Genomic DNA, 26415 nt, shown 5'->3' on the forward strand with positions numbered 1-26415 from the left:
AGAGGCAGCTTGAAGGATGAAGTGTATGAGTTCCACCTCGCTCTATGCAGCTATCGATCTTGGCTCCAATAGCTTTCATATGTTGGTTGTACGCGAGGTGGCCGGGAGCATCCAGACCCTCAGTCGTATCAAACGCAAAGTCCGTCTGGCCGCTGGCCTTAATGGCGACAACACGCTCTCTGCCGAAGCCATGGAGCGCGGCTGGCAATGCTTGCGCCTGTTCGCCGAGCGTTTGCAGGATATTCCCCCGACGCAAATCCGCGTGGTCGCTACGGCGACGCTGCGCCTGGCGGTTAACGCCGGTGAGTTTCTGGAAAAAGCGCGGGAAATCCTCGGCTGCGCGGTGCAGGTTATCAGCGGCGAAGAGGAAGCGCGCCTGATTTATCAGGGCGTCGCGCATACAACCGGCGGCGCGGATCAGCGTCTGGTCGTGGATATTGGCGGCGCCAGCACCGAGCTGGTTACCGGCACCGGCGCGCAAACCACCTCGCTTTTTAGCCTGTCGATGGGCTGCGTGACCTGGCTGGAACGGTACTTCGCCGATCGCAGCCTGACCAAAGAAAACTTTGACCAGGCCGAAACCGCCGCGCGTGAAGTTTTGCGTCCCGTCGCCGATGTTCTGCGCTATCACGGCTGGAAAGTGTGCGTCGGGGCTTCCGGTACGGTCCAGGCGTTACAAGAAATCATGATGGCGCAGGGGATGGATGAACGCATCACCTTAGCCAAACTACAGCAGCTCAAACAGCGCGCTATTCAGTGCGGTCGTCTGGAAGAGCTGGAGATTGAAGGCCTGACCCTTGAACGCGCGCTCGTCTTTCCTAGCGGACTGGCGATTCTCATGGCCATCTTCAGCGAGCTGAACATTCAGTGCATGACGCTCGCCGGCGGCGCGCTGCGTGAAGGTCTGGTCTACGGCATGCTGCACCTGTCGATCGATCAGGATATTCGCAGTCGTACCTTACGTAATATTCAGCGCCGGTTTCTGGTTGATACCGAACAGGCGCAGCGCGTTGCCCAGCTGGCCGCCCATTTCGTTCATCAGGTGGAAAACAGCTGGGAAATTGAGCCGCTATGCTTCGATTTGCTGCAAAGCGCCTGCCAGCTGCATGAAATCGGCCTGAGCGTGGAGTACAAGCAGGCGCCTCTGCACGCCGCCTGGCTGGTGCGCAATCTGGACCTGCCCGGCTTTACCCCCGCGCAAAAGAAGCTGTTGGCGACCCTGCTGTTAAACCAAACCAGCACCGTCGACCTTTCTTCCCTTCATCAACAAAACGCGGTTCCGCCGAGAGTCGCGGAGCATATGTGTCGTCTGCTGCGTCTGGCTATTCTGTTTGCCAGCCGCCGACGCGACGACCTGCTGCCGATGATTACGTTGGCTGCCGTCGATGAAAATTTGACGTTAACGCTGCCCCATGGGTGGATGGAAAATCATCCGCTGGGCCGGGAAATGGTCGAACAGGAGTGCCAGTGGCAGAGCTACGTTCACTGGCCGCTACTGCTGAACGAGGATGGCGCAGCAAAATAGCCCAATCAGGGGAATATCATGCGAGAAGAACTGGACTTCAAATCGCTACGTTTTTTTTCCGCCCTCTTCCGCCTGGGGAATGTCTCTCCTGCCGCCGAAGCGCTCAACGTCAGTCAGCCGACCGGCAGCCTGTTGTTGAAAAAGCTGCGCGAGCATTTTGACGATCCCCTGTTTGTGCGAATCGGGCAACGTATGGTGCCCACGCCTCGCGCCGATGATATCGCCCAGACCATTTTTACCATTCTTCAGCTAGTCGATAACCAACTTCCCGGCAATCCTGAATTTAACCCCCAAACCAATACGCGTAACTTCACTATCGGCATGACCGATATTAGCCAAATGACGTTGTTACCGCCGCTGCAGGCTCTGCTACAGCAGCAGCGCGCCGAAGGCATTACTTTTTCCGTATTGAATATCGACGATCAAACGCTGGGCGCGCTTGAGTCGGGTAAATGCGATTTAGCTATTGGCTATCTGATGCAGCTACCGGATAGCGTTTATCAGCAACGCCTGTTTAATCAATCCTACGTTTGCCTGGCGGCAGAAAACCATCCGCGGATCCGAGACTCGTTTACTGCCGAGAACTGGCGGCTGGAAAAGCATCTTGCCGTTCACGTCAACGGCACAGGGCATGGCGATATCGATAAATTGCTTAATGAGTACGGCATGCCGCGCCGTATCGCCCTCACCCTCCCCAGCTTTTTAGGCGCAGGCGAACTGGTTGCGGATAGCGAATTGCTTGCCGTCGTCCCCGAACAGCTGGCGAACCATATTATTAATCGCTATCCCTGCTGCAGCTGGCCGTTGCCATTTTCGTTACCGGAAATTGCTATTCGCCAGGTCTGGCATCAGCGTCTACATCGCGATCCGGGGCATATCTGGCTACGGTCGCTGATCGTCAACTTACCCACAACGGGCAGTAACACAACCATCTATTAATTTTTAGACCTCAAATCATAATACTGTATTAGTTTTCCTGATAGTCTGTATTACATTCTGCTTATTGCTGCCAATACGTAAAAAATCCTATTCTCCTCGCATCAGATAATATCGAAAACGATTAGAGGAATAGATTATGCGTGGTAAAATCGCTTTAGAAGAACACGTTTCAACACTTAAAAATAACAGCCTGTGGGATGCCACGGGTGAAGCCTCAAGAAATGGTTCTGAATACATGCAGGACGTTGAGCGCCGCTTATTAGATCGTAGCTATCAGCTGAATGAAATGGCCCAGAGGAATATTGACCATGTTATCCTTTCTTTAACTTCACCTGGGGCCCAATCTATTTTAGATAAAGCGACAGCCGTATCTTTTGCTCGCGAAACCAATGACTATATCATCGAGAACTACGTTAAACCCAATCCGGATAAATTCAGCGCATTCGCTACTTTAGCATTACAAAATCCCGAAGCTGCGGCCGAAGAGCTGGATCGCGCAGTAAAAAAACTGGGAATGAAAGGCGCGCTGATTAACGGTTATACCAATGTCCAGGATAGCGAACACGGCCTGTACCTGGATGATGAATCGATGCTGGTATTCTGGGATAAAGTCAATGAGCTGAACGTTCCCGTTTATCTGCATCCTCGTGAACCATTAGAAGGCGCTGCGCGCGGTATCTACACCGGCTATGAAAGCCTGATCGGTTCCGCCTGGGGGTTTGCGCAGGAAACCGCAGTTCATGCGATTCGCCTGATGATGAGCGGACTGTTTGACCGCTATCCAAACCTGAATCTGGTGCTGGGCCATTTAGGCGAAGGACTGGTCCATATGCTGCCACGAACGCAGCATCGTCTCTATCGCCAGCGTTTCGGCTGCGGCCTCGGCAAAGCAGAAAAACCATTAATGCACTATTTGCAGAATAACTTTATCGTGACCACCAGCGGCCACTTTAATACTTATTCGCTGCAAAATGCGCTTGATATTATGGGCCCGGATCGCGTGATGTTTTCCGTCGATTATCCCTATGAAGATATTCATCAGGCCTGCGATTGGTTCGATCCGCTGGAAATGGATACTGAACTGAAAGATAAAATTGCCTGGGGCAACGCTAGCCGCGTGTTTAATATTAAATAACCCATCCCATTACAACTAAAGGGCCTAATAACAGGCCCTTTTCATTTATGGAGAATATATCATGCCGCTAGGTATTTTTATTTGCAGTGGTTCACTGCTTATCGGTGCCATTTTTGGTGCTTCTCTCAACCGATTTATTCCTGAGCATTTAAAAAAAACCTTACCGCTAATCGCCGGATTAATATCCATCAGTATGGGTGTGTTTTTTCTCAATAAGTTGATAAATCTGCCGCCTATTGCTTTGGCAGTCATCGTGGGTACCATTATCGGTAGCCTGCTGCATATCGAAAAGCTTATCGAAAATGCCGCAATGAAGCTTCGGGGTCCTATCGAGAAGGTTTTTCCCACCAACGGCAACTCCGGTATGGAGCCAGAGGATTTTACCAACCAGTTTATCGCCGTACTGATCCTGTTTTGCGCCAGCGGAACCGGTATTTTTGGTGCATTAACCGAAGGAATGACCGGAGATGCGACAATATTGATCACTAAATCTATTCTCGACTTCTTCACCGCCGCTATTTTTGCCTCCGCGCTGGGGTATATCATCGCCGTTATTTTTGTGCCCCAGCTAATTGTATTTGCGATCCTCTTCTTCGCCGCCAGCTTTATTATGGTGTTTATCACTCCGTCAATGATCGCGGATTTTACGGCCTGCGGCGGCATCGTCATGTTGGCGACGGGTTTTCGACTCTGCGGTATTCGCGCTTTTCCAACGGCGAACATGCTACCCTCGCTGCTGCTGGTAATGCCCTTCTCCGCCGCCTGGCAACAATGCATCGCCTGAAGGGCATCTTTACCAGCATCGCCCGGATACTGGCATCACGCCTCTTTTCTGCGTACGACGTCTGGTTTGCCGCCAGGCAACGACTGGAGCTTCACTCTGAAATCAAAATTAAAGTAATTGCTCAGGCAGAAGGCGGTACCGTACTCAAGCACCTCGCCCTGAGCATTACGGCTTTTCAGCGTAATTTTCATCAATGGCACCCCCTGCGGCAAGTCGAGCAAATTCAGCTCTTCCCCCGAAGGAACATGTACCGTCAAGGAGTAATCCTGAAGATCGGGAAAAATAGCATTTTCCGCCCAGTGCGCGTACAGCGACCCTTCAAGTAAATCCGGGCGGGGCAAGAAACGCTCGGGAATAAACATGGTTTCGATAGAAACCGGAAGGGCATCGACCAGACGTACGCGTTTAATTTTCGCCACCCGATCGCCGACCGCGATCTCCAGCTCACGAGCCAGAAAATCATCCGCCGCCAGCTTTTCCCGCACCAGCCATCGATTGGACACCGTTCCTGAATTTTGTAGCTGGGCAGAAAACCCGCCGCTGGCAAGGTTATAGCTTACCGGCAGATTCACCTCGGTCCCTTTTCCATGGCGCTTAATCACCAACCCGGCTTCCAGCAGCGCATCAAGGGCCTTAACCACCGTCACGCGCGATAGTTCCAGCGTCTGCGACATTTTGCGCTCGGAGGGCAGAATGCTGCCGTGCGTCAATAACCGCTCCGTCATCGCAGCTTCAATAGCTTGTTTAAGCTGAATATAAAGCGGCGCGGGAGCCTCTGCATTCAGACGCCCTTTTATATACTCAAGCAACGGTTGCGACATAATTTCGTGGCCTTGCGGAATTCAGTGGCAGTGGATTTATCATAGTGGATCCATACTGGAATCAATAGCCCCATCATAACGTCTCCCCACTATTTTGAGCGCCGCATTTTTCTCTCAGAATGCGCCTGCGATCACAGCATGATGATAAAGGACTTTAACTGGACTTAATCTGGATCTATTTTTAGATTAACTTTTATTCATTTCTTCCTGGGAGCCGACGATGTCTGATATTCGCCCTACCTATATTGCCGAAAGCCGCATCCTTGGCTGTCTTTTTGGGCAAGCCATCGGTGATGCGATGGGCATGCCCTCTGAACTGTGGCCTAAACGTCGAATCATTAACCATTTTGGCTGGATTGAACGCTTTCTTCCCGGACCGAAAGAGAATATTGCTGCCTGCGAATTTCGCGCCGCCGAGTTCACGGATGACACCCATCAGTGCATCGCGCTGATGGATGCGCTTGATGAAAACAACGGCGTGACCGATCCACTGGCCATCGCCAGACACATCCTGCTGTGGGCCCGACGCTGCCAGGCATTTGAGAAAAATATTCTCGGCCCAACCTCAAAGGCTTCTCTGATCGCGCTCGAACAGGGGCAACCGCTGGATGAGATCGCGGCCAACGGCGTGACCAACGGTGCGGCAATGCGCGTGGCGCCGATGGGCTGTCGACTGCCCACCGGGGACAGGGCGTTTTTCATTGAGCAAGTGCGGCTATCCTGCCTGCCGACGCACAAATCCGACATCGCCATCGCCGGCGCGGTGGTCATTGCCTGGGCGATCAGCCGCGCCATTGAAGGGGCCGAATGGCCGTTAATCAAAACGGAGCTGGCTTCGCTGGCAAATGAAACCCAGCGCCATTACGAGTCCACTTTTAGTCCACTTCTTGGGAACCGTATCCACCTGGCGCTGGAAACGATCTCCGGAGAGACTGACCACCTGACAGGTATCGAACGTATTTATGAGGATATCGGCGCCGGTATGGATATTATCGAGTCTGTCCCCGCAGCGATTGCGCTGGTCGAGCTGGCAAAAACGCAGCCCATGAAATGCGCTATGCTGGCAGCCAATTTAGGCGGCGACACCGACACTATTGGCGCGATGGCAACCGCCATCTGCGGCGCGCTTCATGGCATAGAGGCTTTTCCTGAAGAACCGATACAACAGATTAAGCAGGCCAACAGCATCGACTTCGCGCCTTACGCACAGCGGCTTGCAGGATACCGCTTCGCATAATTCACTGAGGGCATCACTATGGACAGCAAAGCTTCATACGATGGAAATATCCAGACGGCAGATCCCGGAATGGCGGAATTAGGGATCGGTCTCGTTCCCCCGGTCCACCAGACCCAACAACCGGTCCAGCTGTTTTTCGTCTGGTGCGCCGCGAATATTGGCATTCTTGGGGTCGTTTACGGCGCGGTCATTGTGGCGTTTGGCCTCTCATTCTGGCAGTCGATCCTTGCCGCCGTGGCGGGCGTCGCCTCTTTTGCGCTGGTCGGCGTCACCAGCATCGCCGGCAAAATCGGCCGCACCACGACGCTCACCCTCTCCCGGGTCATTTTTGGCAAACGCGGCAATATCGCGCCCACCAGCTTCTGTTGGGTGAATCTGATGGGCTGGGAAGCGGTCAATATCATTACCGGCACGCTCACCCTCGTCGCGCTGTTTGCCGCCATGGGTCTTGAAGAGAGCCTGACCACCACCGCGCTGTCGCTTTTCTTGTTTGGCGGGCTGACCGTACTGGTCAGCGTGCTCGGGCAAAATGCCGTGCTGATGATGCAAAAATGGATCACCCGGATCTTTGGCGCCATGACGCTGCTGGTAGTGATCTATTTACTCTTCACCGCAGACTGGCAGGCCATCCTCGCGCTGCCTTCAGGCAGCTGGCTCACCGGCTTTTTGCCGGCGGTATCAATTATTGCCGCGGGCACCGGCATCAGTTGGGCTATCGCCGGCGCCGACTATAGCCGGGATCAGCGTCCCGACGCCGGTGAAAAGCCTATTTTTCTCGCCGTTGTCAGCGGCGCCGCGCTCCCCCTACTGCTGCTGATGCTCACCGGGATACTGCTTACCGCCCAGATCCCCGACCTGGCCTCCAGCGAGAACCCCATTTCAGCGATTGGCAAACTGCTGCCTTCCTGGATGGCAATCCCCTATCTGGCCGCGGCGACCGCCGGGGTCGTGACCATCGCCGTGCTGAGTCTCTATTCCGCCAGCCTTAACCTGTTAAGCATGGGGATTAAGCTCCAGCAGCGCTCCGCCGTAGCCCTTGATGCCGTTCTGGTGCTGGGGATCGCGCTCTACGTGCTGTTTGTCTCGAAAGATTTTCTCGGCCCTTTCATCGCGTTTCTGATTTTCTGCGGCGTATTTCTGGCCGCCTGGGCCGCCATTTTTATGGTCGATTTTTATCGGATTCGCCGCCGAGCCGGATATGCTGAAGCTGATTTATTCAGGGACAGCGGAGCGAACCGCACCGCGCTGGGCTGCTGGATTGTCGGCGCGCTGGCGGGATTGATGGTATCCAAAACCGGGTTTATCGACGGACCTTTCGCGGTCGGCATTTTCGCGGACTCTAGCCTGGGTCTGTTTGTCTCTTTTATTCTGAGCCTGGCGCTGTATCTGGCGTTCGGCGCAAGAAAGGAGGCCAGCCGTGACAATAACAGCTGACCTGCTGTCGCCGCGGCGGCCGATCGTGGTTATCGGCGCCGCTTTTGGCGACATGATTCTCCATCTCGATGCGCTGCCGCATAGCGGTAGCGATGTTTCTGCCCGCGATGGCGGACGGCAGATTGGCGGCTGCGCGTTTAATGTCGCCCGCGCGCTCTCGCGCCTTGAACTCCCTTTGATAAACGCGATACCGGTGGGCAATGGCGAGTGGGGGCAGGCCGTTGCACAGAAAATGGCGCTGGAAAACCTACCCGTCCTCTTGCGCCACCCCACCCACGATAACGGCTGGTGTCTGGCACTCGTCGAGGCGAACAAAGAGCGGACGTTTATCACCATTGAGGGCTGCGAGCAGCACTGGAACAACGAGCTGCTGGCACAAATTCCGCAGCCGAAGGACGCCATAATTTATGTCTCTGGCTACGAGCTGGCCAGCGAAGCGCTGCGCCAGTGGATTCTGGACCTTACGGAAGATAAAACGCTGTTTGTCGATTTTGGCCCGCGTCTGAACGATCTGGATATTCACTTTATCCAGGCGCTGCTGGGCAAAGCTCCTGTGCTCACTCTGAATCGCGATGAACTCAGCGTGCTGTGCACACGTTTATACGATTTGGATAGCGCGACCCTTGACGCCGCTTCACGGCTCGCCAGCGGCTGGCATTTACGGGCGATCTGTCGGTTCGATAAAGATGGCGCGTGGGTGGTTGAACCTGACGCACAACCGCAGCATATTCCTGCCTGCCGCGTGAAGGTCTACGATACGATTGCCGCTGGAGACAGCCACTGCGCCGGTACGATCGCCGGGCTGGCCTGCGGGATGGATCTGCGCCAGGCCGCGCTGCTGGGCAATGAAGTAGCGGCTATTGTCGTCACCCGGCCGGGTGCAGACGGTGCTCCGGGTCGCGAAGAGCTACGTCAGTTCCAGATTCAGCAGCAAAACGGCCGCTAGCCGCTATTTACGCGCTTTCGCCAGCATCGCCCGGATGTTGGCGACGTTCGCCTGACCTTTATGCATACGCTCTTCCGGCGAAATCACTTTGCGCTCCTGCTCCCAAATCAGATCATCCTGCGGCAGCTCCAGCAGGAAACGGCTCGGCTCCGGTCGCACCAGCTCGCCGTACTGACGGCGCTCTTTGCACAAGGTAAAAGTAAGCTCTTTCTGCGCGCGGGTGATACCCACGTAGGCAAGACGGCGTTCTTCATCGACGTTGTCTTCATCAATGCTGCTCTGGTGCGGCAGCAGCCCTTCCTCCATGCCAACCAGGTAGACGTAGGGGAACTCCAGCCCTTTTGAAGCGTGAAGCGTCATCAGCTGAACCTGATCCGTCTCCTCATCCGACTCGCCGCGCTCCATCATGTCTCGTAGCGTAAAACGGGTCACGACCTGGGTGAGCGTCATCGGTTCATCGATATCGCTGCCCTCCAGCATTTCCGTCATCCACGTGAAGAGCGTATTGACGTTTTTCATCCGCATTTCGGCGGCTTTCGGGCTGGGCGAAGTTTCATAGAGCCAGGATTCATAATCCACGCCGCGGATCAGATCGCGGACGGCGGCAATCGGCTCGCGCTCTGAAAGCTGCTGGATCTCCCGCAGCCAGTGGGTGAAGCGGGTCAAAGACTCATAGCCGCGTCCGTTCAGCGTCTGGGTCAGGCCCATATCGAAGCTGGCAGTAAACATGCTTTTATTGCGCCCCATCGCCCATTCGCCCAGCTTTTGCAGCGTCGCCGAACCGATTTCGCGCTTCGGCGTATTGACGATGCGCAGGAAGGCGCTGTCGTCATCAGGGTTAGTCAGCACGCGCAGATAGGCCAGCAGGTCTTTAATTTCCGGACGGGAAAAGAACGACGTGCCGCCGGAAATTTTGTACGGGATGCGATTTTGCATCAGCATCTTTTCGAAAACCCGCGACTGATGGTTGCCGCGATACAGGATCGCGTAATCCTTATAGGCGGTTTTATTAATAAAGTGATGGGCGATCAGTTCGCCAGCCACGCGTTCCGCCTCGTGGTCTTCATTGTTGGCGGAGAGCACCTTCAGCTCTACGCCATAGCCCAGCTCGGAAAACAGGCGCTTTTCGAAGACGTGCGGGTTGTTGGCAATCAGGATGTTGGCCGCCTTCAGAATACGCCCGGAAGAGCGGTAGTTTTGCTCCAGCTTGATCACCTGCAGCGCCGGGAAATCCTGGCTTAGCAGCACCAGGTTCTGCGGCCGCGCGCCGCGCCAGGAGTAGATCGACTGATCGTCATCGCCGACTACGGTAAAGCGCGCCCGCTGCCCCACCAGCAGTTTCACCAGCTCGTACTGGCTGGTGTTGGTGTCCTGGTATTCATCCACCAGCAGATAGCGAATCTTGTTCTGCCAGCGCTCCCGCACCTCTTCGTTGCGCTGCAGCAGCAGGGTCGGCAGCAGGATCAGATCGTCAAAGTCGAGTACGTTACAGGCTTTCATATGCGCGTCGTACAGTCCGTAGCAGTGAGCAAAGATCCGATCCCGCTCCCCTTTCGCGCCGGCGGCGGCCTGGGCAGGGGTTTTCAGATCGTTTTTCCAGTTGGAGATCGTGGAGATCAGCTGCTGAAGCACCACTTTATCGTCTTCGATCAGCCCTTCGGTGAGCTCTTTTAACAGCGCCACCTGGTCGGTATCGTCGAACAGCGAGAAGTTGGATTTCATCCCTAATGCAGCGTATTCGCGTTTGATGATATCCAGCCCCAGCGTGTGGAAGGTGGAAATCATCAGGCCGCGCGCTTCTTTACGCCCCAGCGTTTGCCCGACGCGCTCTTTCATTTCGCGCGCCGCCTTGTTGGTAAAGGTAACCGCCGCGATATGGCGCGCCTGGTAGCCGCAGCCGCGGATCAGGTGGGCGATTTTATTGGTAATAACGCGGGTCTTACCGGAACCGGCACCCGCCAGCACCAGGCACGGTCCGGTAACGAATTCGACGGCTTGTTGTTGGCCAGGATTTAAACGCATGGGTGTATTTTGCTCAATCTTCGAACGGGGTGGGGATTGTAGCAGAAAGAGGGGCGGTGAGAGCAACAGGCTGCCCATTCAGGCAGCCTGGAAATCGGTCAATCAGGATGCGGCAAGCGGAGTATAGCCGTTACGCTGCGCGCTCTTGATCCAGCTGTACGAGCCCATCACCGCGATCGCCGTCAGCAGGACATATTCAAGCGACATGGCGTAAACGCCTTGTACCGCGTAGATAACGACGCTAATCACGTCAATAAGTACCCACAGCAGCCAGTTTTCGACGAACTTACGCGTCATCAGCACCATGGCGGCAATCGACAACACCAGCATGGTGGAATCCCAGAACGGGAAGGCATCGGGCTGGAGGTCGGGCATCTCAACCAGCATACCGAAAGTTTGCAGCAGGGCAATCATGATACGAGTGAGCGTCGCGAACACCGGATCGATAAACAACGTCATCAGCACAATCGCCACCGCGCAGACGCCGCCCAGCGCCAGGGTTTGCTGACGGGAAAGCCAGCGTACCTTGAGCGCGGCCTCCTGCGCCTCGTTTTGCCGGCTCCACGCGTACCAGCCGTAAATGTTGGCTGCGAAAAAAAACACCTGCAGCAGCAGGCTGGCATAGAGCTGAATCTGGAAAAAAATGGCCGCAAACAGCGTGACGTTGATCAGGCCAAACAGATAGTTGATGATTTTTTCCCGGCTGGCGCACCAGATACACAACAGGCCGAATATGGTACCGATGGCTTCAATCCACGATAGCGCATAGCCGCCTTCGCCGAGAGGAATGTTGACCATCACATTGTTAATGCTAAAAAAGTCCATCACAAACCTCCTTGCTGGCTAGCGGAATAAATGGCGCGTAGCGCCAGGGTAATTTGCCGTTCTTCGCCCTGCTGGCACAGCGCTTCCTGCTGGACATAATCATTGATGCTGCTATCCAGACAACCGTTATGGGCAACAACCACGTTGAGTAATGAAGCCGTACGTAGCCCGCGCAGCGCGCCGATAGTCATCAGGGCGGCGCTCTCCATATCCACCCCCAGAATGCCGCGCGCCGACCACTGCGCATCCAGTTCCGCCTCACGATCGGTATAGAAACTGTCATGGCTACGCACCAGACCGCACGCGGCCGGGATATTCATCTGCCGCGCCTGCGCCATCAGTTCCCAGGTCAGCTGTGGGTCAGCGCAGGCCGGATAGCCCGCCGGCGCATAGGTTCGGCTGGTACCGTCATCCATCACCGCGGCGTGAGCGATAATCACGTCGCCGAGCGCAAGATTATCCTGCAGTGCCCCGCAGCTGCCGATACGAATCAGAGTGGTTACGCCGATCTGGCGCAGTTCTTCAATGGCGATCGCGGTGGAGGGGCCACCGATTCCGGTGGAGAGTACCAAAATCTCGACGCCCTGATACCAGCCGCGCGCGGCGCGAAACTCCCGGTTCTGACCGAGCGGCTGTGGATTATCAAGAAAATTGGCGATGCGGTCGACCCGCTGCGGGTCGCCCGGCAGCAGCGCGTACCGCGCGCCGGTCATCTCTTTGCTTAACTGGATATGGGGTTGCAGCGACATTCTCCCGCCTCCTTACTCTTGCGGTTATCCGATATCAGCCTCCTGCTTCAGTTTTTCAGGAGCTAACAACACAATGCGTTCACCATCGGTATCAATAATCTGTAGCGCTTTCAGGTCATGCAAAATACGGTTAATACTGCGGGTCGTCGCCGCGAATTCCTGGCTGAGATTTTGCTTATCCAGCAAGATTTCAATGGCGCCATCATTTTGATAACGCAGCCATAACGCCTGACATACCCGCTGATGCAGCGAGTAAAGATTGTCGCTGCTGGCCTTCTTCGACAGCTGGTAATACTGCTGGCTAAAAAAGCGCAGCATCCGCTGGTTAAAATGGTTATCTAACGCCAGCCAGCGGCAGAAATGTTCCTGCGACAGGCTCAGGAGCTGCACATGACCCACCGCCACCACCGAGCAGATGTAATGACGCGACTCAAAGATCTCGAGCTCGCCCAGCATGTCGCCTTTACGGTAACGGGCCTGACGGTAGCGGCGCCCGTCTTCAGCCTCATAGAAAACGTCCACCTCACCGGCGATAATCAGCGAAAACCGCTGACACACGTCACCCTGCCGGCAGATAAAATCACCGCGCGGGATCTCTTCGAAGCGCCAGCGCCGCATGATCTCCAGAGGACAATATTTCAGTAATTCATAGAGCAGCGGATCGCTCACAATCTCGCTCAGCCCGGAAAGCCAGCTAACTGAAAATTCAGGTTTTTTCATTGTGCCCATGTTATCTCGCTCCACGACGTTAAGGACAGGACGGCTGTCCCTGGCAGGGGGGAATACGCCGGATAAAAGTGTTGCTCATCTCCCGCTTCCGTCTATCAGGCGAGACATCTGTCCCGCGATGGCGAAGAGTATATGTCCACGACCAAAGCGGATGGTAAAGTAACGGGATATCTTTGAGACGTGAGAACAAAATAATGGCAAAGAGCGCAGCAGCCCTGCACATCCTGGTTAAAGAAGAGAAGCTGGCGCAAGAGATCCTCGCCAAACTGGAACGTGGCGTAAGCTTCGATCATCTGGCAAAGCGCTATTCAAAGTGCCCCTCCGGGCGCAACGGCGGCGATCTCGGAGAGTTTAATCAAGGAGTCATGGTTGGGCCGTTCGATAAGGCAGTCTTCAGCTGCCCGCTGCTCAAACCTTACGGGCCGGTCAAAACCAAGTTTGGCTACCACATCATTAAGGTGCTGTATCGCCGCTAGCCCATGCTACTATTGCGCCCTGATTCATCCCCTATTCAATCAAGGTACGATCATGGCAAAAACGGCAGCAGCACTGCATATCCTGGTTAAAGAAGAGCAGCTGGCACTGGATCTTCTGGAGCAAATTAAAAACGGCGCCGATTTCGGTAAACTGGCGAAGAAGCACTCGATCTGCCCGTCAGGCAAACGCGGCGGCGATTTAGGTGAATTCCGCCAGGGCCAGATGGTGCCGGCGTTTGATAAAGTCGTCTTCTCCTGCCCGGAGCTGGAGCCCACCGGCCCGCTGCACACCCAGTTTGGTTATCACATCATCAAAGTGCTGTACCGGAAATAAACAACAAGGCCTTCTCGCTGAGAAGGCCTTGAATGTTTGCTCCCTCTCCCTGTGGGAGAGGGCTGGGGTGAGGGTATCCCCCCACCACCGTCGTTTTTATTTACCCGGCAACCGCAATGCGTTTCATATCAGTCATGTAACCACGCAGTTTCTTACCAACCTGCTCGATAGCATGGCCGCGAATGGCTTCGTTCACGTCGCGCAGCTGAGCGTTGTCTACCGCGCCTTCGGCAATCGCTTTGCCCAGGTCGCCGGTCTGCAGGGTGGTCATGAACTCTTTCAGCAGCGGTACGCAAGCGTAAGAGAACAGGTAGTTACCGTATTCAGCGGTATCGGAGATAACCACGTTCATTTCGTACAGACGCTTACGAGCGATGGTGTTGGCGATCAGCGGCAGCTCGTGCAGTGATTCGTAGTAAGCAGACTCTTCGATGATGCCGGAATCCACCATGGTTTCAAATGCCAGCTCAACGCCCGCTTTCACCATCGCGATCATCAGAACGCCTTTATCGAAGTACTCCTGCTCGCCGATTTTACCTTCAAACTGCGGTGCGGTTTCGAACGCGGTTTTACCGGTTTCTTCACGCCAGGTCAGCAGTTTCTTATCGTCGTTGGCCCAGTCAGCCATCATGCCGGAGGAGAATTCACCGGAGATGATGTCATCCATATGCTTCTGGAACAGCGGCGCCATGATCGTTTTCAGCTGTTCGGACAGCGCGTAAGCACGCAGCTTAGCCGGGTTAGACAGGCGATCCATCATCAGGGTGATACCGCCCTGCTTCAGCGCTTCGGTGATGGTTTCCCAGCCGAACTGAATCAGTTTTTCAGCGTATGCCGGGTCGGTACCCCCTTCCACCAGCTTATCGAAGCACAGCAGAGAACCGGCCTGCAGCATACCGCAGAGGATGGTCTGCTCGCCCATCAGGTCAGATTTCACTTCCGCAACGAAGGAAGATTCCAGAACGCCCGCACGGTGACCGCCGGTCGCCGCAGCCCAGGCTTTAGCAATCGCCATGCCTTCGCCTTTCGGATCGTTTTCCGGGTGAACCGCGATCAGGGTCGGTACGCCGAAGCCGCGCTTGTACTCTTCACGCACTTCGGTACCCGGGCACTTCGGCGCCACCATCACGACGGTGATATCTTTACGGATCTGCTCGCCAACTTCCACGATGTTGAAGCCATGAGAGTAGCCCAGCGCCGCGCCGTCTTTCATCAGCGGCTGAACGGAACGCACAACGTCAGAGTGCTGTTTGTCCGGAGTCAGGTTGACCACCAGGTCAGCCTGCGGGATCAGCTCTTCGTAGGTACCTACTTTGAAGCCGTTTTCGGTCGCTTTACGCCATGAAGCGCGCTTTTCGGCAATCGCTTCTTTACGCAGCGCGTAGGAGATATCCAGACCGGAGTCGCGCATGTTCAGACCCTGGTTCAGGCCCTGAGCGCCACAGCCGACGATGACCACTTTTTTACCCTGAAGGTAGCTTGCGCCATCGGCGAATTCGTCGCGGCCCATAAAGCGACATTTGCCCAGCTGCGCCAGCTGCTGGCGCAGGTTCAGTGTATTAAAGTAGTTAGCCATGGTGATACCTCGTGATGTTGTGCTGTCTTATTGTTCGGTTCGCTTGCCGTGTCTGTGCAAGAGAGAATGAACTTACTATATGACAGGAAATTTATTGCGGAAATTGATATATTCACAACGTCACGTTGCAATTTCTGCAATGTAAAATTGTGGAGTGCCGCCGGTGGACTTACGCGATCTAAAAACCTTCCTGCATCTGGCGGAAAGCCGCCATTTTGGCCGCAGCGCGCGAGCGATGCACGTCAGCCCCTCCACGCTTTCCCGGCAGATTCAGCGCCTGGAAGAAGACCTTGGGCAGCCGCTGTTTGTCCGCGATAACCGCACGGTAACGCTTACCGAAGCGGGAGAAGAGCTCCGCACCTTTGCCCAGCAGACGCTGTTGCAGTATCAGCAGCTGCGCCACGCTATCGATCAGCAAGGTCCGTCGCTGTCGGGCGAACTGCATATCTTCTGTTCGGTGACCGCCGCCTACAGTCATCTGCCGCCGATTCTCGATCGTTTCCGCGCCGAACATCCCTCGGTGGAAATAAAGCTCACCACCGGCGATGCCGCCGATGCGATGGAGAAAGTGGTCACGGGTGAGGCCGATCTGGCGATTGCCGGGAAACCCGAGACGCTGCCTGGCGCGGTGGCGTTTTCCATGCTGGAGAATCTGGCGGTGGTGCTGATCGCCCCGGCGCTGCCTTGTCCGGTTCGCAACCAGATCTCGGTGGAGAAACCCGACTGGGCAACGGTACCCTTCATTATGGCCGATCAAGGGCCCGTGCGCCGCCGCATTGAGCTGTGGTTTCGCCGCCATAAAATCAGTAATCCGTCGATTTACGCTACGGTGGGCGGACATGAAGCCATGGTTTCTATGGTGGCGCTGGGCTGCGGCGTCGCGCTGCTGCCGGAAGTGGTGCTGGAAAATAGCCCGGAACCAGTACGCAATCGCGTAATGATTCTGGAGCGCAGCGACGAGAAGACCCCTTTTGAACTCGGCGTCTGCGCGCCAAAAAAGCGGCTGCATGAGCCGCTGATTAATGCATTCTGGAATTTACTGCCTGGCCACTAATGCCTGATGCCTGAACCGGCCTACAACCCGATCGTAGGCCAGATAAGCGCTGCGCAGCCTAACCTGCGAGGAAGAACCTGAACGCTGGATTATTGCTCTCGTCGTGACAATCGTAGCCCAGCTCATGCAAGCGGGTTTCAAAATCAGGCTCGTGATCGCCCAGTTCGAATGCCGCCAGCACGCGGCCATAATCGGTACCGTGGCTGCGATAATGGAACAGAGAAATGTTCCAGTGGGTGCCAAGGGTATGCAGGAACTTCAGCAGGGCACCGGGGGATTCCGGAAACTCGAAGCTGAACAAACGTTCCTGCAGCGGCTGCGACGGACGCCCGCCCACCATATAGCGCACGTGAAGCTTAGCCATTTCATCGTCAGAGAGATCCACTACGCTGTAGCCGCCCTCGTGCAGCAGGTTGAGGATCTCTTTCCGCTCTTCCAGACCACGGCTCAGGCGCACGCCGACAAAAATGCAGGCATTTTTCGCATCGGCGAAGCGATAGTTAAATTCGGTGACCGAACGGCCGCCCAGCAGCTGGCAGAACTTGAGGAAGCTACCCTTCTCTTCCGGAATGGTGACCGCCAGCAGCGCTTCACGCTGTTCCCCCAGCTCGCAGCGTTCGGAAACGTAGCGCAGGCCGTGGAAGTTGACGTTCGCGCCGGAAAGCACGTGCGCCAGGCGTTCGCCGCGAATATTATGCTGAGCGATATATTTTTTCATCCCCGCCAGCGCCAGCGCCCCGGAAGGTTCAGCCACCGCGCGTACGTCCTCAAACAGGTCTTTCATCGCCGCGCAGATGGCATCGCTATCGACAGTAACGATGTCGTCGAGATACTCCTGACACAGACGGAAAGTCTCATCGCCGATACGTTTAACCGCTACGCCTTCGGCAAAGAGCCCGACGCGGGGTAAATCAACCGGATGACCCGCATCCAGCGCGGCTTTCAGACAGGCAGAATCCTCGGCCTCAACCGCAATGACCTTAATCTGCGGCATCAGCTGTTTGATCAGCACCGCCACGCCCGCCGCAAGACCGCCGCCGCCGACCGGGACAAATACGCGATCGATATGGGCATCCTGCTGCAGCAGCTCCAGCGCCAGCGTACCCTGCCCGGCAATCACCATCGGGTGGTCGAAAGGCGGTACCCAGGTAAAGCCCTGCTGTTGCGCCAGCTCGATAGCTTTGGCCTTGGCTTCATCAAAGTTCGCGCCGTGCAGCAGCACTTCGCCGCCGAAGCCGCGCACCGCATCGACTTTGATATCCGCCGTGGCGGTTGGCATGACGATCAGCGCCTTCACGCCCAGGCGAGAAGCCGAGAAAGCCACGCCCTGCGCATGATTACCCGCCGAAGCGGTAATCACGCCATGCGATTTTTGCTCTTCCGTCAGCCCCGCCATCATCGCGTACGCCCCGCGCAGCTTAAAGCTGTGCACCGGCTGACGATCTTCACGCTTCACCAGCACAACGTTATCGAGGCGCGACGAGAGCTTTTCCATTTTTTGCAGCGGCGTGATCTGCGCGGCTTCATATACCGGCGCGCGCAGTACCGCTCTGAGGTATTCCGCCCCCTCGGGGGCGGCGGACAGGGGTTGCGACTCGGCCATCATTAACCCCCAAGTTTCGATTTATCACGCACCGCGCCTTTGTCGGCGCTGGTTGCCAGGCTGGCGTAGGCGCGAAGGGCAAAGGAAACCTGACGCTCACGATCTTTCGGCGTCCATGCTTTATCACCGCGCGCTTCCTGAGCTTCGCGGCGCGCCGCAATCTCGGCATCGCTCAGCTGCAGCTGAATACCGCGGTTCGGGATATCGATAGCAATCATGTCGCCATCTTCAATGATCGCGATATTGCCACCGCTGGCGGCTTCCGGAGAAACATGGCCAATGGAAAGACCCGAAGTACCGCCGGAGAAGCGTCCATCGGTAATCAGCGCGCAGGCTTTACCCAGCCCCATTGATTTCAGGAAGGTCGTCGGGTAGAGCATTTCCTGCATCCCCGGACCGCCTTTCGGCCCTTCGTAGCGAATAACCACCACATCACCGGCGACAACCTTGCCGCCGAGGATTGCATCCACAGCCGCGTCCTGGCTTTCGTATACCTTAGCCGGGCCGGTAAATTTGAGGATGCTGTCGTCAACGCCGGCGGTTTTCACGATGCAGCCATTCTCGGCAAAGTTGCCGTACAGAACCGCCAGACCGCCGTCCTTGCTGTAAGCATGTTCCAGCGAGCGGATACAGCCTTCTGCGCGATCGTCATCCAGGGTATCCCAGCGGCAGTTCTGAGAGAAAGCCTGCGTTGTGCGGATACCCGCAGGGCCAGCGCGGAACATTTTTTTGACCGCTTCATCCTGCGTGACGGTGATATCGTACTGCTCCAGCGTCTGCGGCAGGGACAAACCAAGCACGTTTTTCACGTCGCGGTTCAGCAGCCCGGCGCGATCCAGTTCGCCTAAAATGCCCAATACGCCGCCCGCGCGATGAACATCTTCCATATGATATTTCTGCGTACTTGGCGCGACCTTACACAGCTGCGGCACTTTACGGGAAAGTTTATCGATATCGCTCATGGTGAAGTCGATTTCCGCTTCCTGCGCCGCCGCCAGCAGATGCAGTACGGTATTGGTGGAGCCGCCCATGGCGATATCCAGCGTCATGGCGTTTTCAAACGCCGCCTTATTGGCGATATTACGCGGCAGCGCAGAGGCATCGTCCTGCTCGTAGTAACGTTTAGTCAGCTCAACGATACGCGAGCCCGCATTGAGGAACAGCTGCTTGCGATCGGCGTGAGTCGCCAGCAACGAGCCGTTACCCGGCTGCGACAGGCCCAGCGCTTCAGTCAGGCAGTTCATGGAGTTCGCGGTGAACATCCCTGAACAAGAGCCGCAGGTCGGGCAGGCGGAACGTTCAACCTGATCGCTTTGATCGTCGGAGACTTTCGGGTCAGCGCCCTGAATCATCGCATCGACCAGATCGAGTTTAATGATCTGATCGGACAGCTTGGTTTTCCCGGCTTCCATTGGGCCGCCGGAAACAAAAATTACCGGAATATTCAGGCGCAGAGACGCCATTAACATCCCCGGGGTGATTTTGTCGCAGTTGGAGATACAGACCATCGCATCAGCGCAGTGGGCATTAACCATGTACTCCACCGAGTCGGCAATCAGTTCGCGGGATGGCAGTGAATAAAGCATACCCCCGTGGCCCATGGCGATACCATCATCCACCGCAATGGTGTTGAATTCTTTGGCGACGCCGCCAGCGGCTTCGATTTGCTCAGCAACCAGTTTGCCGAGATCGCGCAGGTGAACGTGGCCCGGCACGAACTGGGTGAAAGAGTTCACCACGGCGATAATCGGCTTACCAAAATCATCGTCGGTCATTCCAGTGGCGCGCCATAGCGCGCGGGCACCCGCCATATTACGGCCGTGAGTGGTTGTGGCGGAACGGTACTTAGGCATGCTTTAGTTACTCCCAGTTTCGGTGAAATGGGGCGTTGCGTGTCGCCCCATTTTTTATGCTTATTGATTAACCTGATCCAACCAGCCCCATTTATCCTCGGTTTCACCGGTGAAGAGGCCAAAGAATGCTTGCTGAATGCGCTTGGTGATCGGGCCGCAGCGGCCTTCGCCCACCTGAATACCATCAACGCTGCGTACTGGGGTGATCTCTGCGGCAGTCCCGGACATAAAGACTTCGTCAGCCAGGTACAGGGACTCGCGGGACAATACCTGCTCGCGGACTTCCAGGCCCAGGTCTTTCGCCAGCTTGATGATAGCGTCGCGGGTAATGCCCGGCAGCGCGGAAGAGGTGAACGGCGGAGTAAACAACACGCCATCTTTAACTTCAAACAGGTTTTCACCGGCGCCTTCAGAGATGTAGCCGTTCACGTCCAGCGCGATACCTTCCTGATAGCCATGGCGACGCGCTTCGCTGCCGACCAGCAGCGAAGAGAGATAGTTACCGCCGGCTTTGGCCGCGGTCGGAATGGTGTTTGGCGCCGCGCGATTCCAGGAAGAAACCATCGCATCGATCCCCTGATCCAGCGCTTCGGCACCCAGGTAGGCGCCCCACGGGAACGCCGCGATGATCACGTCAGTGTTATAGCCCGGAGGCGGGTTGACGCCCATGCCAACGTCGCCGACAAAGACTAACGGACGGATATAGGCGCTGGTCAGGCTGTTTTTACGAATAACTTCGCGACAGGCTTCCATCAGCTCATCGACGCTCTGAGAAACCGGGAAACGATAGATTTTGGCTGAGTCATGCAGACGCTGCATATGTTCACGGTGACGGAACACCACCGGTCCCTTGTGAGAGTCGTAGCAACGGATGCCTTCAAATACGGAAGTCCCGTAGTGCAGCGCATGGGACATCACGTGAACCTTCGCCTCGCCCCACGGAACCATCTCACCATTGAACCAAATGTAGTCAGCTTTTTTCGTCGTCATTATTCTTCCTTTGCGCTCAGGCGCGAATTTGTTGTGATGTAGGTTGCTGGATCTCGACGCAGGCGACGTCCACCAGTTTGCTTAATTGACTAAACAGTAATTCGACGGGCCGCTGGCTGGCAACGGTCAGTTCGATATTAATATTCCGGGCATCGGCGGCGGTTTCCATATTCATCGCACAAATCTGGAACCCGCGATGGCGCACGACGCGCAGCACGCGTTCTAAGGTTTCAGGGTTAAAGCGAGCCTGCAAGGCGACCTGATGTTGCATCATGATAATTTCTCCAGCATTTCTGCATTACTGGCACCGGGCGGCACCAACGGCCAGACGTTCTCAAGTTCATCGATTGAGACATGAAGCAGGTAAGGCCCCTGGCTCGAAAGCATGGTGTCGAGTGCCGCTTCAACCTGGTCTTTACGGGTGATGTGTTGACCAGGGATGCCGAAGGCGCTGGCCAGAGTAAGAAAATCGGGGTTATCGGTAAGAGTGGTTTCGCTATAACGTTCCTGAAAAAACAGCTGCTGCCATTGTCGAACCATTCCTAAACGCTGGTTGTCCAGTAAGACTATCTTCAGCGGCAGCTGCTTGCGTTTTACGGTGCCCAGCTCCTGCACGTTCATCATGAAGGAGCCGTCACCGGAGATACAGATAACCGTATCATCGGGGCGGGCCACCTGCGCGCCTACTGCTGCCGGCAGGCCAAAGCCCATTGTCCCTAATCCGCTGGAAGTGATGAAATTCTCCGGACGCGTATAGGTCATATGCTGCGCTGACCACATCTGATGCTGGCCCACATCGGTGGTCACGACGCAATCTGCTGGTTTGCGCTCGGAAAGCTGCTTCAGCAGCAGCGGAGCATAGATGGCCTCGCCCGGATGATCGTAGCGCCAGGCGTGCTCGGCGCGCAGCTGCGCATTACGTTGACGCCAGGCATCAATAGACAGCGGCTGCTGCAGCGCGGGCAGCATTACATTCAAATCGCCGGTCAGGCCGATATGCGCCTGACGGAGCTTGTTCAGTTCAGCCGGATCGATATCCATATGGATAACTTTGGCGTGCGGGGCAAACGTATTCAGCTTGCCGGTGACGCGATCGTCAAAGCGGGCGCCTACCGCGATCAGTAGGTCACATTCCTGTACCGCCAGGTTGGCCGCCTTGGTGCCGTGCATCCCCAGCATCCCCAGATAGTAGGGATAATCCGCCGCCACCACCCCCAGCCCTTTCAGGGTGGCGGTCGCTGGCATTTGCGTGACGGTAAGAAATTCGCGCAGCGCCGGAACCGCCTGCGCCATCCCCACGCCGCCGCCAACGTATAACATCGGCTTCTGCGACTGAGTCAGCATCTGCAAAGCGTATTCGATATCCGCATATGGAAAATCAACGTCGTCGGCTACCATGGAAAAATGCGGATCGAGATCGCCCTGAGCCAGCTGGATGTCTTTTGGGATATCGACCAGCACGGGACCGGGGCGCCCGGAGTTTGCTACGTGGAAAGCTTCGGCAATGATGCGCGGCAGTTCTTCCAGCGACTGCACCAGGAAACTGTGCTTGGTGCAAGCCAGCGATAAACCGAGAACATCAACTTCCTGGAATGCGTCGGTGCCAATGAACGGGGCCGCAACCTGGCCGGTGATAGCAACAACGGGAACGGAATCAAGCAGCGCGTCGGCGAGGCCGGTGATCAGGTTGGTTGCGCCAGGCCCCGAAGTGGCGATACACACCCCGGTTTTGCCGGTAGCCCTGGCATAGCCGATAGCCGCCATAGCCGCGCCCTGTTCATGCCGGCACAATAGGTGTTCCACGCCGCCGTCATACAATGCATCGTAAACCGGCATAATTGCTCCACCCGGATAGCCAAAAACGGTATCGACTCCCTGTGCTCGCAAAGCATGTACTACCCACCGCGCCCCATTCATAGTTACTTCCCCGTCGTAGATCGAGAGAAACAGAATTTTATGCTACCAGCCATCGTCTGCTCCTCTTTTCTGTTTTTAAGTTATAAAAAAACCCCCGGACCTTTCGGTGCGGGGGTCTTAGTTCGTTAAGGCTTGTTTTTTAAGCCTTTCCTCGTCCAAGTGCAGCCCCGCACGGTGGGATAATAATCACCACCACGCTAATCACGACCAGGCTAATCACTCGTAGAAGGGCTGTCATTTTATGTTCTTTCTGGCTTCATGTTCGAAGGAATACCTAAAGAGGTACCACAGACATCACGTTAAACACAAGATTTTTTTATGACCGCATTTCTTACCTTGCTAACCATTTACGAAAAAACAATTGTTTTTAATAGAAAAAATATGAAATGAAAATATTTCAATTTGTGGCGTACTCCACAGCACTTTTTCTGTTCCTGACTGACAACCGTGTTTTGCGAGCCAGTATCCAAAGCGAGTGCAAAGTGGCAATGGGCCAAAAATTGGCTGGAAGCAAGCATGTAAAATTTAATATTGCCGAATTACTCGATAACAGATCCCCGACATAATCCTGGCTCTCAGGAGGTTTTATGTCACTCGCCATTGTTTACACCCGCGCCGCTCTCGGGATCGGCGCACCGCTTATCACGGTTGAAGTTCATATCAGCAACGGACTCCCTGGCCTGACCATGGTAGGGCTGCCGGAAACAACGGTGAGAGAAGCGCGTGACCGGGTACGTAGTGCGATTATCAACAGCGGCTACGCTTATCCGGCGAAAAAAATCACCATTAATCTGGCTCCGGCCGATCTGCCAAAAGAAGGTGGAAGATATGATTTACCTATCGCTCTCGCGCTTCTGGTGGCCTCAGAGCAGCTAAATGCTACCAGGCTAAATCAATATGAGTTTGTCGGCGAGCTGGCGCTTACAGGCGCTCTGCGTGGCGTTCCTGGTGCCATATCCAGCGCCATGGAGGCAATAAAAGCGGGTCGGAAGATTGTTATCTCTAATGAGAATTCTCCGGAGGTAGGATTAATCGGCGGCAGTGACTGCCTTATCGCCACCGATCTCCAGGAAGTCTGCGCTTTTCTCGAAGGTCGCAATCCCCTCACTCATCCACTCTCAGAAGGAGAGTATTCGGATGATACACCGGTTGACCTGCGTGATGTTATTGGCCAGCAGCAGGGGAAACGCGCGCTGGAAATTATCGCCGCAGGTGGCCACAACCTGCTGATGATAGGCCCGCCCGGCACCGGTAAAACGATGCTCGCCAGTCGATTACCGGGACTGCTACCGCCGTTGAGTAACCAGGAGGCGCTGGAAAGCGCGGCAATACATAGCCTGGTCGATTCCACGCGTGCGACGAAAAATTGGCGTCGCAGGCCCTTTCGCGCCCCGCATCATAGCGCCTCCCTGGCGGCCATGGTGGGTGGCGGCTCAATTCCGGCACCAGGAGAGATCTCGCTGGCCCATAATGGCGTCCTGTTTCTGGATGAGCTGCCTGAATTCGAACGCAGGGTACTGGATGCGTTACGAGAACCGATTGAGTCAGGGGTTATCCATATCTCTCGCACGCGCGCCAAAATTGATTATCCGGCCCGTTTCCAGCTTATTGCAGCGATGAACCCCAGCCCGACAGGGCACTATCAGGGCCAGCATAATCGCGCCTCGCCACAACAGACGCTACGCTACCTGGGCCGTTTATCCGGCCCGTTTCTCGACCGGTTCGATCTCTCTCTGGAGATCCCACTTCCGCCGCCGGGAGTACTCAGTCAGGGAACACACGAGGAGGAAAGTAGCGCCAGCGTGCGTCAACGTGTTCTGGCCGCACGCGAAAGACAGCTATCACGACAGAAAAAACTTAATGCGCATCTGGGAAATGATGAGATGAAAATCTGCTGCCGGCTTCATCAAGATGACGCTATCTGGCTGGAGCAGACGCTAACTCAGCTTGGACTTTCAATCCGCGCCTGGCAACGCCTGCTTAAAGTTTCCCGGACTATTGCGGATATTGAAGCCGTCGATTGCATCGAACGTCATCATCTGCAGGAGGCTCTCGGCTATAGGGCAATAGACAGAATGTTGAGCCATCTACAAAAAATGATGGCGTAAAAAAAGGGCTTACGCCCTTTTTCTTAATCATCGCTTTCTGTGTAATCTTCCGTACCTTCCACCTGCGGCTTGCCGCCGGACAGAGTATGGAAACGCTTCGGACGCTTAATGCGCGCCATGTACTTAATCCAGACGCGTTCTGCTTCCGTTGCGGGCTCACGTTCACCACGGCATACCGAAACAAACTGTTTTTCATCGTCGGTGACAGGCTCGCGTTTACCTAGTTCGAGTTCATTAAAGGCATAACCATGACGTTCCAGCAGTTGCGCCTCTTTGATGGTGAAATCTCCATGACGGGAAAACCCGCGCGGATAATTTTTATTGTCGAAAAAACGATTAGTTGTCGTAAAGCTTTCCGCCATCCTACACGCTCCTGATTCTTTGGCCGAGCTAATTATGGCGCGGAGTATTAGTTACGCTTGACAGAGCGTCAAACAAAACATTTAAATCATCACGACAAATAATTTTGCGGAGAAGAGTGTGGATACGGAATTGCTGAAGACTTTCCTTGAGGTGAGCAGAACTCGCCACTTTGGCCGAGCCGCAGAGGCGCTTTATCTGACGCAGTCAGCAGTTAGCTTTCGTATTCGTCAGCTGGAGAACCAGCTGGGGGTGAACCTTTTTACCCGTCATCGTAATAATATCCGTCTGACTTCAGCCGGAGAGAAACTGCTGCCCTACGCCGAAACCCTGATGAATACCTGGCAAGCTGCGCGCAAGGAGGTCGCGAATGCTTCCCGACATAATGAATTTTCGATCGGTGCCAGCGCTTCTCTCTGGGAATGTCTGCTTAACGGATGGCTGGGCAAGCTCTATACGGAGCCCTATAACCTCCAGTTTGAGGCGCGGATTGCGCAGCGCCAATCGCTGGTCAAACAGCTGCATGAACGCCAGCTTGATCTCTTGATCACGACAGAATCGCCGAAGATGGATGAACTAAGCAGCCAGTTACTGGGTAATTTTACATTAGCGCTTTATTGTTCATCACCGGCTAAGTACACGAATGAATTGAATTATTTACGCCTGGAATGGGGGCCGGATTTTCAACAAAATGAAGCCGGATTGATCGGAAATGATGATATTCCTCTGCTGACCACCAGTTCTGCCGAATTAGCGTACCAGCAACTCAGCGCCCTTAAGGGCTGTACATGGTTGCCCGTGCTCTGGGCGCAGGAGAAAAATAACCTGCATACGGTGACCGACAGTGCGACGCTTTCAAGACCCCTCTATGCAATTTGGCTACAAAACAGCGACAAACAAGCGCAGATTCGTGAGATCCTGAAGCACAATATATTGGGATAGACGCACTCCTCCAGGGACGGAGGAGGATCGGCGGGAAATTTAAAGCAAAAAAAATC

Annotated in this window: 25 protein-coding genes; 12 read left to right on the forward strand and 13 right to left on the reverse strand. The window is 55.3% G+C overall.

Annotated elements, in window-relative coordinates:
• Positions 1–16 precede the first annotated feature (16 nt).
• From gppA to GUC22_RS26175, 4 genes are all read left to right on the forward strand, one after another.
• Positions 17–1525 (forward strand): guanosine-5'-triphosphate,3'-diphosphate diphosphatase, encoded by a 1509-nt coding sequence (gene gppA, locus GUC22_RS26160; RefSeq protein ID WP_162685363.1) that lies wholly within the window; start codon positions 17–19, stop codon positions 1523–1525.
• Between the two features lie 18 nt (positions 1526–1543).
• Complete coding sequence (locus tag GUC22_RS26165) at positions 1544–2464, forward strand: LysR family transcriptional regulator (protein WP_004133290.1); 921 nt, start codon at positions 1544–1546, stop codon at positions 2462–2464.
• 136 nt (positions 2465–2600) lie between these two features.
• On the forward strand, positions 2601–3599 hold the full coding sequence (locus tag GUC22_RS26170) for an amidohydrolase family protein (RefSeq protein ID WP_098363549.1): 999 nt from the start codon (positions 2601–2603) through the stop codon (positions 3597–3599).
• A 61-nt stretch (positions 3600–3660) separates the two neighbouring features.
• Positions 3661–4383: a DUF554 domain-containing protein gene (locus GUC22_RS26175; protein WP_004133293.1), complete on the forward strand. Its 723-nt coding sequence runs from the start codon at positions 3661–3663 to the stop codon at positions 4381–4383.
• Positions 4384–4418: 35 nt separating this feature from the next.
• Here GUC22_RS26175 and GUC22_RS26180 read toward each other — a convergent pair whose 3' ends face one another.
• The gene (locus tag GUC22_RS26180) at positions 4419–5204 is read right to left on the reverse strand and encodes a GntR family transcriptional regulator (RefSeq protein ID WP_004133295.1); all 786 of its coding nucleotides are present in this window, start codon (positions 5202–5204) and stop codon (positions 4419–4421) included.
• Positions 5205–5424: 220 nt separating this feature from the next.
• On the opposite strand from GUC22_RS26180, the gene GUC22_RS26185 reads away from it, so the two are divergent.
• The 3 genes from GUC22_RS26185 to GUC22_RS26195 are packed head-to-tail and all read left to right on the forward strand — an operon-like array spanning position 5425 to position 8821.
• Positions 5425–6441, forward strand: a complete 1017-nt coding sequence (locus GUC22_RS26185) for an ADP-ribosylglycohydrolase family protein (RefSeq protein WP_024360633.1) — start codon at positions 5425–5427, stop codon at positions 6439–6441.
• Positions 6442–6459: 18 nt separating this feature from the next.
• Entirely contained in the window at positions 6460–7875 is a 1416-nt protein-coding gene (locus tag GUC22_RS26190) for a purine-cytosine permease family protein (protein WP_024360634.1), read from the forward strand.
• The gene (locus tag GUC22_RS26195; RefSeq protein ID WP_154063382.1) at positions 7859–8821 is read left to right on the forward strand and encodes a PfkB family carbohydrate kinase; all 963 of its coding nucleotides are present in this window, start codon (positions 7859–7861) and stop codon (positions 8819–8821) included. Before GUC22_RS26190 ends, GUC22_RS26195 begins: the two co-directional genes overlap by 17 nt.
• Positions 8822–8824: 3 nt before the next feature.
• Here GUC22_RS26195 and rep read toward each other — a convergent pair whose 3' ends face one another.
• The 4 genes from rep to GUC22_RS26215 all read right to left on the reverse strand — a co-directional run bounded on the left by rep (position 8825) and on the right by GUC22_RS26215 (position 13146).
• Positions 8825–10843: a DNA helicase Rep gene (gene rep, locus GUC22_RS26200; RefSeq protein ID WP_024360636.1), complete on the reverse strand. Its 2019-nt coding sequence runs from the start codon at positions 10841–10843 to the stop codon at positions 8825–8827.
• Positions 10844–10945: 102 nt separating this feature from the next.
• Positions 10946–11668 carry a nicotinamide riboside transporter PnuC gene (gene pnuC, locus GUC22_RS26205; protein WP_101868069.1) on the reverse strand — a complete coding sequence of 241 codons (723 nt, stop codon included), beginning with the start codon at positions 11666–11668 and terminating at the stop codon, positions 10946–10948.
• Positions 11668–12417: a nucleoside phosphorylase gene (locus GUC22_RS26210; RefSeq protein ID WP_201746403.1), complete on the reverse strand. Its 750-nt coding sequence runs from the start codon at positions 12415–12417 to the stop codon at positions 11668–11670. The genes pnuC and GUC22_RS26210 overlap by 1 nt, the downstream gene beginning before the upstream one ends.
• Positions 12418–12441: 24 nt before the next feature.
• Entirely contained in the window at positions 12442–13146 is a 705-nt protein-coding gene (locus GUC22_RS26215; RefSeq protein ID WP_064411690.1) for a Crp/Fnr family transcriptional regulator, read from the reverse strand.
• Between the two features lie 194 nt (positions 13147–13340).
• Here GUC22_RS26215 and ppiC (GUC22_RS26220) point away from each other — a divergent pair, with 194 nt between their 5' ends.
• Both ppiC (GUC22_RS26220) and ppiC (GUC22_RS26225) read left to right on the forward strand, forming a co-directional pair.
• Positions 13341–13622 (forward strand): peptidylprolyl isomerase PpiC, encoded by a 282-nt coding sequence (ppiC, locus tag GUC22_RS26220; protein WP_004127352.1) that lies wholly within the window; start codon positions 13341–13343, stop codon positions 13620–13622.
• A 52-nt stretch (positions 13623–13674) separates the two neighbouring features.
• Positions 13675–13956: a peptidylprolyl isomerase PpiC gene (gene ppiC / locus GUC22_RS26225; protein ID WP_004127351.1), complete on the forward strand. Its 282-nt coding sequence runs from the start codon at positions 13675–13677 to the stop codon at positions 13954–13956.
• 100 nt (positions 13957–14056) lie between these two features.
• On the opposite strand, the gene ilvC is transcribed toward ppiC (GUC22_RS26225), so the two are convergent.
• Complete coding sequence (gene ilvC / locus GUC22_RS26230) at positions 14057–15532, reverse strand: ketol-acid reductoisomerase (protein WP_024360640.1); 1476 nt, start codon at positions 15530–15532, stop codon at positions 14057–14059.
• A 163-nt stretch (positions 15533–15695) separates the two neighbouring features.
• On the opposite strand from ilvC, the gene ilvY reads away from it, so the two are divergent.
• Positions 15696–16586: an HTH-type transcriptional activator IlvY gene (ilvY, locus tag GUC22_RS26235; RefSeq protein WP_004133306.1), complete on the forward strand. Its 891-nt coding sequence runs from the start codon at positions 15696–15698 to the stop codon at positions 16584–16586.
• A gap of 58 nt (positions 16587–16644) precedes the next feature.
• Here ilvY and ilvA read toward each other — a convergent pair whose 3' ends face one another.
• From ilvA to ilvL, 6 genes are all read right to left on the reverse strand, one after another.
• Positions 16645–18189, reverse strand: coding sequence for a threonine ammonia-lyase, biosynthetic (gene ilvA / locus GUC22_RS26240; protein WP_004133308.1), 1545 nt, complete (start codon positions 18187–18189; stop codon positions 16645–16647).
• A 2-nt stretch (positions 18190–18191) separates the two neighbouring features.
• Positions 18192–20042 (reverse strand): dihydroxy-acid dehydratase, encoded by a 1851-nt coding sequence (gene ilvD, locus GUC22_RS26245; RefSeq protein ID WP_024360642.1) that lies wholly within the window; start codon positions 20040–20042, stop codon positions 18192–18194.
• Between the two features lie 60 nt (positions 20043–20102).
• The gene (locus GUC22_RS26250) at positions 20103–21032 is read right to left on the reverse strand and encodes a branched-chain amino acid transaminase (protein ID WP_004097473.1); all 930 of its coding nucleotides are present in this window, start codon (positions 21030–21032) and stop codon (positions 20103–20105) included.
• A gap of 16 nt (positions 21033–21048) precedes the next feature.
• Positions 21049–21306, reverse strand: coding sequence for an acetolactate synthase 2 small subunit (ilvM, locus tag GUC22_RS26255; RefSeq protein ID WP_004107599.1), 258 nt, complete (start codon positions 21304–21306; stop codon positions 21049–21051).
• Positions 21303–22949, reverse strand: a complete 1647-nt coding sequence (gene ilvG, locus GUC22_RS26260) for an acetolactate synthase 2 catalytic subunit (protein ID WP_024360643.1) — start codon at positions 22947–22949, stop codon at positions 21303–21305. The genes ilvM and ilvG overlap by 4 nt, the downstream gene beginning before the upstream one ends.
• Positions 22950–23088: 139 nt before the next feature.
• The gene (gene ilvL, locus GUC22_RS26265; protein WP_001311244.1) at positions 23089–23187 is read right to left on the reverse strand and encodes an ilv operon leader peptide; all 99 of its coding nucleotides are present in this window, start codon (positions 23185–23187) and stop codon (positions 23089–23091) included.
• Positions 23188–23536: 349 nt separating this feature from the next.
• Here ilvL and GUC22_RS26270 point away from each other — a divergent pair, with 349 nt between their 5' ends.
• On the forward strand, positions 23537–25057 hold the full coding sequence (locus GUC22_RS26270) for a YifB family Mg chelatase-like AAA ATPase (protein ID WP_049131529.1): 1521 nt from the start codon (positions 23537–23539) through the stop codon (positions 25055–25057).
• Positions 25058–25080: 23 nt separating this feature from the next.
• On the opposite strand, the gene GUC22_RS26275 is transcribed toward GUC22_RS26270, so the two are convergent.
• Entirely contained in the window at positions 25081–25419 is a 339-nt protein-coding gene (locus GUC22_RS26275; protein WP_004097464.1) for a DUF413 domain-containing protein, read from the reverse strand.
• A gap of 118 nt (positions 25420–25537) precedes the next feature.
• Between GUC22_RS26275 and hdfR the strand changes: the two genes are divergently transcribed.
• On the forward strand, positions 25538–26359 hold the full coding sequence (gene hdfR / locus GUC22_RS26280; protein WP_024360645.1) for an HTH-type transcriptional regulator HdfR: 822 nt from the start codon (positions 25538–25540) through the stop codon (positions 26357–26359).
• The last annotated feature ends 56 nt before the right edge of the window (positions 26360–26415 follow it).

It is taken from the genome of Klebsiella sp. MPUS7, from assembly GCF_009905335.1.
Lineage (GTDB): Bacteria > Pseudomonadota > Gammaproteobacteria > Enterobacterales > Enterobacteriaceae > Klebsiella > Klebsiella grimontii.

Coding starts and splice junctions, on each gene's coding strand:
- gppA (WP_162685363.1), top strand. CDS start 17: ATGAAGTGTATGAGTTCCACCTCGCTCTATGCAGCTATCGATCTTGGC.
- GUC22_RS26165 (WP_004133290.1), top strand. CDS start 1,544: ATGCGAGAAGAACTGGACTTCAAATCGCTACGTTTTTTTTCCGCCCTC.
- GUC22_RS26170 (WP_098363549.1), top strand. CDS start 2,601: ATGCGTGGTAAAATCGCTTTAGAAGAACACGTTTCAACACTTAAAAAT.
- GUC22_RS26175 (WP_004133293.1), top strand. CDS start 3,661: ATGCCGCTAGGTATTTTTATTTGCAGTGGTTCACTGCTTATCGGTGCC.
- GUC22_RS26180 (WP_004133295.1), bottom strand. CDS start 5,204: ATGTCGCAACCGTTGCTTGAGTATATAAAAGGGCGTCTGAATGCAGAG.
- GUC22_RS26185 (WP_024360633.1), top strand. CDS start 5,425: ATGTCTGATATTCGCCCTACCTATATTGCCGAAAGCCGCATCCTTGGC.
- GUC22_RS26190 (WP_024360634.1), top strand. CDS start 6,460: ATGGACAGCAAAGCTTCATACGATGGAAATATCCAGACGGCAGATCCC.
- rep (WP_024360636.1), bottom strand. CDS start 10,843: ATGCGTTTAAATCCTGGCCAACAACAAGCCGTCGAATTCGTTACCGGA.
- pnuC (WP_101868069.1), bottom strand. CDS start 11,668: ATGGACTTTTTTAGCATTAACAATGTGATGGTCAACATTCCTCTCGGC.
- GUC22_RS26210 (WP_201746403.1), bottom strand. CDS start 12,417: ATGTCGCTGCAACCCCATATCCAGTTAAGCAAAGAGATGACCGGCGCG.
- GUC22_RS26215 (WP_064411690.1), bottom strand. CDS start 13,146: ATGGGCACAATGAAAAAACCTGAATTTTCAGTTAGCTGGCTTTCCGGG.
- ppiC (WP_004127352.1), top strand. CDS start 13,341: ATGGCAAAGAGCGCAGCAGCCCTGCACATCCTGGTTAAAGAAGAGAAG.
- ppiC (WP_004127351.1), top strand. CDS start 13,675: ATGGCAAAAACGGCAGCAGCACTGCATATCCTGGTTAAAGAAGAGCAG.
- ilvC (WP_024360640.1), bottom strand. CDS start 15,532: ATGGCTAACTACTTTAATACACTGAACCTGCGCCAGCAGCTGGCGCAG.
- ilvA (WP_004133308.1), bottom strand. CDS start 18,189: ATGGCCGAGTCGCAACCCCTGTCCGCCGCCCCCGAGGGGGCGGAATAC.
- ilvD (WP_024360642.1), bottom strand. CDS start 20,042: ATGCCTAAGTACCGTTCCGCCACAACCACTCACGGCCGTAATATGGCG.
- GUC22_RS26250 (WP_004097473.1), bottom strand. CDS start 21,032: ATGACGACGAAAAAAGCTGACTACATTTGGTTCAATGGTGAGATGGTT.
- ilvM (WP_004107599.1), bottom strand. CDS start 21,306: ATGATGCAACATCAGGTCGCCTTGCAGGCTCGCTTTAACCCTGAAACC.
- ilvG (WP_024360643.1), bottom strand. CDS start 22,949: ATGAATGGGGCGCGGTGGGTAGTACATGCTTTGCGAGCACAGGGAGTC.
- ilvL (WP_001311244.1), bottom strand. CDS start 23,187: ATGACAGCCCTTCTACGAGTGATTAGCCTGGTCGTGATTAGCGTGGTG.
- GUC22_RS26270 (WP_049131529.1), top strand. CDS start 23,537: ATGTCACTCGCCATTGTTTACACCCGCGCCGCTCTCGGGATCGGCGCA.
- GUC22_RS26275 (WP_004097464.1), bottom strand. CDS start 25,419: ATGGCGGAAAGCTTTACGACAACTAATCGTTTTTTCGACAATAAAAAT.